The 7786-nt window shown below is 53.1% G+C and carries 3 protein-coding genes and 1 pseudogene; all 4 read right to left on the reverse strand.

From position 1 onward, the window contains the following. On the reverse strand, window positions 1-2549 hold a 2549-nt coding region (locus AAAB16_RS05945; RefSeq protein WP_340662512.1), incomplete at its 3' end, for a DEAD/DEAH box helicase family protein. Window positions 2550-2560: 11 nt separating this feature from the next. Next, entirely contained in the window at window positions 2561-4579 is a 2019-nt protein-coding gene (locus AAAB16_RS05950; protein ID WP_340662513.1) for a site-specific DNA-methyltransferase, read from the reverse strand. 42 nt (window positions 4580-4621) lie between these two features. Continuing rightward, window positions 4622-5302, reverse strand: coding sequence for a DUF4391 domain-containing protein (locus AAAB16_RS05955; protein ID WP_340662514.1), 681 nt, complete (start codon window positions 5300-5302; stop codon window positions 4622-4624). Then, window positions 5299-7786 (reverse strand): annotated as a pseudogene (locus tag AAAB16_RS05960) (helicase-related protein); the annotation flags it as partial. The pseudogene AAAB16_RS05960 and the gene AAAB16_RS05955, both read right to left, overlap by 4 nt.

The following is a 7786-nucleotide window of genomic DNA, read 5'->3' on the forward strand; positions in this document are numbered from 1 at the left end:
GGGTTGGTCTTGTACTGACTAAACACGGCAACATTCAAGCGCTTGAGGATGCTGGCAATGGTGCTGCGCGTCAGCTGAGTGGCTTCCGCCAAGTTACCAATCAGGTCGTATTTAACGGTCGAATGAACTGAGTGGGTGTAGTTCTCGGTTGAGCTGTTCGCAACCTTGAAGGCCGTGCCGCTCTTCATGTCGTCGAAGCTGGCATTCTCCAGCTGGGTGCCCCGCTCAATGATGTACTGCATCGGCTTAACCCGCAGTTCCTTATCCAACCAAGCCACGCACTTGCCCACCAGTTCCTCGGTTTCAAAGTGAACGGTGTAAGCCGCCTTGCGGTTGATCTTGTTCCACAGCGCCTGAAACTCTTTCTTCTCAAAATTCGCGTTCAGCGGATTGAGCTTGGCTTTGCGGTCATTGCCGATCTCCGGCATTTGCGCGGCGCTGAACACGCTATCGATCAGCTTGAACACCTGTTCGGCATAGGCCTGCAGCTCGGCTGGAAGCTCGGCCAATTGCTCTTCACGCTTGGCCTCATGGTAGGCCTGGGTGATCTGATCGTTGTCGTCTGTGTAGTCATTCTTCAGCAGGTATTTGTATATCTGCTTGGCCAGCTGCGGCGTGACCTCTACGTCACCACCGGAGGTCTGCAGAACCTTACCGGTGAAGTATTTCTCGTCAGCCACACGTGGCCGTGCCGACAGCGAATTACTGATGTCATTCTGCAGCGCGCTGACGAAATCCTTGTAGCTTTCGCTGGCCACCACTGTCAGTTCGTTGATCTCGTGTACCGTGGCCGGGTTGTCCATACGGTCGCCAAGCTGATTCACAGACAAGCGCATGCCTCGCCCTACTTCCTGGCGGCGGGAGACGGTGTTGTCGCTGTGTTTCAGCGCGCAGATGACGAAGACGTTGGGGTTATCCCAACCCTCGCGCAATGCCGAGTGAGAGAAGATAAAGCGCACCGGCTCATCGAAGGACAGCAAGCGTTCCTTATCCTTGAGAATCAGGTCGTAGGCATCTACGTCATCAGTTTCGGTAGCTTTTTGGCCCACCGAGGGATCGACCAGGCGCTTGCTCTTCTTATCGATGGAGAAGTAGCCATTGTGCGTCTGACGTGCTTGGATGCCTTTCAGGTAGCGGTTGTAAGGCGTGTCTTCCAGCGTCATCACCTCGATGAGGTAGGCGTTGTATTCCTCTTCGAAGATCTGCGCGTACTCCCCCGCCACTTCGCCGGTTTCGTCGTACTGGCGGTACTTAGCGACCTCGTCGATAAAGAACAGCGACAGAACCTTAATGCCGCGACTGAACAGCATCATCTCCTTCTGGAAGTGCGCCTTGACGGCCTCGCGGATCTGGATGCGCCGCATCGCGGCCTCATCCACGTTGCCTACGGCATCGCCAGCGACCAACTCGACACCATTGGTAAAACTCAAGCTATCGATGCGCGCATCAATGTCCGCAACTACATAGCCCTTGTACTGATCCAGCCCACCGGACAGGTCGTACAGATTGTCGTTGCGACCGAGCTTGCGCATAACACGCTTGATGCTGTTGCTCTGTTTAACCTCGAACTCAACCCGCGCCATGGGCGGCTTGTTGCTGGAGACCTCAATATCCTGCAGAAACAGGTAGGCATTGGTGCCGGTCAGGTTTTTGATCGTTATGCCGCGCACATTGATCTTCTTCACCAGCTTCTGGTTGTAGGCGTCCAGGGCATCAAGGCGGTGGATTTTGTTGTACTCGGTTTTGTGGGTGGCCGAGTAGCGCACGATCATCAGCGGGTTGAACTCGCTGAAGGAGGCTAGCGTCTTGGCCCCTTCCATCTTCTGCGGCTCATCGAGAAACAGGATCGGCCGGTTAGCCTTGATGACGTCGATAGGCCGGCGTGACTGAAAGTCATCCAGCTCTTCGTAGATTCGCCGCTGATCAGCACCACGGGCCGCAAAGGCCTGGACATTGATGACCATCACGTTGATGCCGGCATCCGAGGAGAAACTCTCCAGATTATGCAGCTGCTTGGAGTTGTAGATGAAGAAACGCGCCTTCTTGCCGTAGCTCTCCAGAAAGTGTTCGGCGGTAATCTGCAGCGACTTGTACACGCCCTCGCGGATGGCAATGCTTGGCACCACGACGATGAATTTGCTCCAGCCATAGCGTTTGTTCAGCTCGAACATGCTCTTGATGTAGCAATAGGTCTTACCTGTGCCGGTTTCCATCTCAATATCGAGGTTGATCGGGCAGCCGGTTTTGCTGTCCCGCACCAACACAGGGGAAAGTGGCAGGTTCTGCCGACGCTGCACGGCCTGAATATTCTCAAGCAGCTGAACTGGGCTAAGGGCCAATTCGGCATTCTTGAAGCCAGCCTCGGTTAGCTCAGCAGAACTCTGCGCGCCATAGAGGTCAGCCTGCTGCGGCGTGACGGTTACTTTAGAATTTGCGCCGGGGTCAATGCGATAGGTCACGCCCGAGGACTTTGGCTGGCTCGCAAAACAGTCGGCAAAGGAGTCCACTGCATGGGTCTGGTAGGGCTGGACTTTGAACTTCAGCTTCATCGATCAGCCCCTTAAAGCGTCTTGATTTCAGTAGCCGGCGACAGCAGCTTGAACACCTGCTCGACGTTGATCTTCACGCTATCGCTGGCAAAGCCGGCGTCACGGAACACCACACGCAATGGCTTGTGCCCGGCGAGCTGTTTGACGAAAGCCTCATCAATGCCGGTGTCGAAGCAGGCAGCCAAGGCGTTACCGTCGACGAAAAAAACGGTCTTGCCAGCGATGCTTTGCTGACTGATAGGCAGAGCCAGATCCACGCCCCAGTCCAGCAGTACTTGGAACAACAAGTCTTCAGAGGTGCGATCTTCGCGAATATTGTCGACCTGATCAAAGAGCTGATCTTGACTGACATTATCAGGTTTGTAATACACCTCTTTCATATTGGAGGTATCGATCTTAAGAACTCGAAATCCCAAGTCAATTTGTGGCTTTTCTTGAAACAATGAGTCTTCAGCCAAGAAGCTCTTTCCGCACAACCTCAAGCGCTCCTTGCAAATCTCACTTAAAACCTCTGGCTTATTTCTTTTCTTTAGGTATTCAATAGCATTCTTGAGAACCTTCTTATTAAGCCCAGTGGCTGTTTTGTAGGTCTCATTAAGGTCTTCTTGCAACTGCACCAAAATATATCTACACGAGCTTTTTTGCTCATGATTCAAATTCATTACGGCATGCCCTGTGCTTCCAGACCCCGCAAAGAAATCTAAAACAATGTCATCCCCCTGAACCCCGATCGCCCTCATAAGGGATGAAAGTAAAAACTCATCTTTAGGATTAGTAAAAATGTTATCTCCAAAAAGTGCGCGCAACCTTTTAGATGCGGCCCGACCATCTCTAAATACAACACTAGAGAGACTTTTATACTCGGTTTTTTTAAGATAGGTTTTAAGACAAGGAACTGTTGACTCATCCTCACCAAAATGTATTAAGTTGTTTTCAGCCAGAACTTTCAGTTTTTCTTGTGGACAGAACCAACCGCGAGATGGCTGCTTAACATTCTTTCCGGTCACGGGATGGGAAAGCTCGTACACATACTGCCCTACGTTCGGCCCGGAAATATTGTCAGGAAAGTACACTCCATTCTCATCCATCCAAGAATAATGCTTACTAGAATATATCGGGTTTGACTCAGGGAATTGGCGATACCACGCTAGAGCTTCTTTGTGAATTGCAGCCCAATTGCTGCCGTGTTTAGCCTTGAACTCGTCGAAAGCTTTATATATTTCGTCAAGACCGTCTTTTCTTTCCAACCATTGGCCAAGATTGTCTTTTTTACTTTTTACGAAGCAAAAAATATACTCATGCTGCACGGATATATAGTCTTGATCATTCTTGCTACTGTTTTTCCAAACAATATCACCAGCGTAGTTCTCGCTTCCAAAAATCTCTTCACAAAGCTTTCTAAGATTAGCGGACTCAGCCTCATCAATTGACACAAGTATAACCCCGTCATCTTGAAGAAGGTTTCTGGCCAGCTTCAATCGAGGATACATCATATTGAGCCATTTGGAATGAAAGCGCCCACTTGAACTGCTATTCAAAACAAGCTGCTGACCCAGTTCATCTCTTTGCTCTGAGCGCACCAAGAACTCAGACTGAGACTCTGAAAAATCATCCCGATAAACAAAATCACTACCTGTATTGTAAGGAGGATCTATATATATCAGCTTTATCTTTCCAAGGTAATTTTCTTGCAAAAGTTTTAACGCTTCAAGGTTATCGCCCTCAATGAAGAGGTTTTCCGTTTCGTTAAAATTTAAACTTTCTTCCTTATAAGGCCGCAGTGTTTTAAAAATAGGAGTATTGGCGGCTAGAAGAGCCTCGCGTTTGCCAGGCCAGCTCAGCTGATAACGCTCTTGCGGCCCCTCTACTGAGGAAGTAGAAAGCTCCTGTCGCAGCAGATCGAAGTCGACAGCCTTTTTCAGCTCGCCCTTGCTATCCCGAGTTTCGGTAAAGCAATTGGGGAACAGCTCTGCCAGCTTGGCGATATTCGCTTCGGTCAGGTTGGGGGAGTGCATTTTCAGCTTGTCCATGGGACTTCCTGTATCTCTTGGGTGCTTGGCGCGAACCGAGGTTTAGGCGCTCAGGTCGGCAATTTCATTCTGAATTTCCCGCAGCTGGGCGTTGAGCGCCACCTTGCGGTTGAACTGTTTTTCTTTGTGCAGGCGCGCATCCAGCTTGGCGTGCTCACTGTGCAAGCCTCGCAAGCGGTATAGCCGCTGCAGTTGCTCGAGCAGGCTCTCGCCCGGCCTAGCCGAATTGGGTAGCAAGCTGCGCAGCAATTGTTCGTAGAGCCCCTGCAGATCCAGCGCCACCGGCAGATGCTGGCGCAGGCTGTCGGCGGGCAACCAGTTGCCCGCCAAGTAGCCATCTATCACCCACTTGCTGGCATCGGCTTCGCTGCGGCGCTTAAAAGCCGCCACCATGCGGGTGCGCTGCTCATGGTGCAACTGAAAGATGATCGGCAACGGAATGGCGCGGTCGATAGCGCGCAACACGTCCTCGTCCAGCTCGGCGGTTTTCTGCGAGATGTCGAATACCTGAACTTCGGCCACCCCGCCCCGGGCCGGCAGGTTAATGGTTTCCGGTGCCAGCTTGTAGGCCCAGGTTATCTGCTCGACCTGGCGGACAAACTTATCGCGCAATGCAGAGCTAACCGGGCCGTGCTCGTAGATTTTGTTCTTAGGCACCACGCGTGCAACCCTGGCCTGCGCGGGGAAGCTGAACAGCGCTGGCGGGATGCCTGACCGAATCATGCCACGCCTTGAATAACGATGAAGGTAATCAGCTCGAAGTCATCCAACCCTGAGATAGTGTCCACCAGGGCCGTGGTTCTACCGCCACTGAACAGGCTGTCGATGTCCCGTTCTTCCTTTACATCGATCATCGAGCGAATGGCCTGATCGAGCAGGTCGGAGTAGACACGCATATCACGCCCGTCCCCGGTGGACTGATTGAACAGTTGATAGGCCGCTGGAATCGGTTGGCTATGGCCCTTACAGGCACTACGAGCCAGATCCAGCAAGCGCTTGGCCTCTGTCTGGTCGCTGATGATCTGCCCCTCCAGGCTGATGTAGATCAGGTAGAAGGGATGCAGGCGATTCTGTTGATTAAGACTGGAGCCCTTGTTGCGATTACGCAGGGTGAAAATCACACCTGGCAGCAGCCCAAGCTCTTGCCGCGCCGGCACGACGGCATGCATGCCGCTGGGGAGATGCTCAAGGTCACCATTGGTTTTGATGTAGTTGAGCAGATCCATACGGAAGTCGTTGAGGCCAAGATCAGTGATGGAGACCCCGGTTTTGATGTCTTCCATTTCGATCACGTCATCTTGCAGGCGGCGTAGCTGTTCCTTGCGGTAGGCCACGTCATTGGCCTGGGCATTGAGAACGTTGTCATCGCCGGTAGCGACGACGTCAGCAATCATCATGCGGTTCTCGACCCGCTCCTTAAGGTTGATGTACTCATCCAGGCTGATGTCCGGCCAGTAGTTGACCAGCTGGATGCTGGCGTTCTGTGAGCCGATCCGATCAACACGACCAAAGCGCTGGATGATCCGCACCGGGTTCCAGTGAATGTCGTAGTTAATCAGGTAGTCGCAATCCTGCAGGTTCTGGCCTTCGGAGATGCAGTCGGTGCCAATCAGGATATCGATCTCTCGCGGCTCATCCGGGTAGATGGCGGCCTTCTGCTTGGAGCGTGGTGAGAAGAGCGTGAGCAACCCCTGGAAGTCGTAGGTCTGCCGGCTGCCCGGCATACCGCCCAGCGTGGATTTTGGGGCATCACTCCCCGTGACCTTGCCCGAGTGAACCTTATGGCTGCGCAGTAGGTACTCGGCCAGGTTGTCGTAGAGGTAATTGGCGGTGTCGGAGAAGGCGGTGAAGATCAGCACTTTGCGATTGCCGGGGTTAATTGGCGAGGTCAGCTTGCTGGTGATCTGGGTCTTAAGATGCTGCAGTTTGGCGTCATCGGCTGGCGTGACCTTGGCCATTTCGGCCAGCAGCTCCTCAATGAAAACCAGGTCGCCCTGAAGATCCTGCTCCCAGGAGGGCACATCCATATCTTCCAGGCTGATCTGGATTTTCTTGCCGATGCTGATATCGCCAGGTGTGGGCAGGTCGTCATCATCGAAATCCGCGTCCTCAAACGCGGCGGCGACGTCGGCAAAGTCACTGGCTACGCCTGTTTTCTTGAAGGCGGCGATTTTGTCTAACGCACTGCTGTGAGTCGCCTGCAGGTTTTTCAGAGTCAGACGGAAAGACTCGACCGAGCTTTCCAGGCGCTTGAGCAGGTTGGTGGTCATAAGCGCTTGCAGGCTTTTTTCGCGGTCGACCTGCTTGAACTTACCTGCGCCTCTTTCCACCTCGGTATCGTACATTTCTTCGTACTTCTTCATCCGGCTGGGCAGGATGTAACTGACCGGGGCATAGACGGCGAGCTTGAGCAACGAGAGCTGATTGAAGATCTCGTTAAAGCCGATGACATCCTCACGATGGGTCAGCGGGCAGTGGAAAGAGAGCGGCTTTCGACGTTCCGGAAAACTGCCAATGTCGGCGGTGTTATAGAAGGTCTCGATATGCCGGCGCGAGCGGGCAATGGTCACGCTGTCGAGCAGCTCGAAGAAGTCGAAGTCCAGGGTATTCAAAATGGCAGCAGCGGTGCGTTTCTCTGGAGGCAGGATCGACCAGGCATTAAACGCCGTCTGAGCGCGGCGAAATATGCCGTCGATGTCTTTTTCAGTACGCAGCTTGTCGTTGAGGTTGTCGCTGTCGCCCTCGTAGGCCAAGGCCAGCTGATTACGCAAATCGCTGAAGCGGTTGTTGACCGGGGTAGCCGAGAGCATCAGCACCTTGGTCTTCACGCCCTGACGAATCACCTGATTCATCAGCCGCTGATAACGGGTTTCTTTGTCTTTGTAGACGTCGTTGTTGCGGAAGTTGTGCTACTCTTCGATTACCACCAGGTCGTAGTTACCCCAGTTGACCCGATCCAACGGAATACCCAACGACTCGCCACGGGTGCGGGTTAGGTCGGTGTGGCAGAGCACGTCGTAGTTGAAGCGATCCTTGGCGAAAATGTTGGTCTTGAGGTTGCGGTTGTAGTTCAGCCAGTTGTCGGCGAGCTTCTTCGGGCAGAGCACCAGGACGGATTTGTTGCGCAGCTCGTAGTACTTGATCACCGCTAGAGCAGTGAAGGTTTTGCCCAGGCCCACGCTGTCGGCCAGGATACAACCACTGTAG

Origin of the sequence: Pseudomonas sp. (genome assembly GCF_037994325.1) — a bacterium.
Classification (GTDB): domain Bacteria; phylum Pseudomonadota; class Gammaproteobacteria; order Pseudomonadales; family Pseudomonadaceae; genus Aquipseudomonas.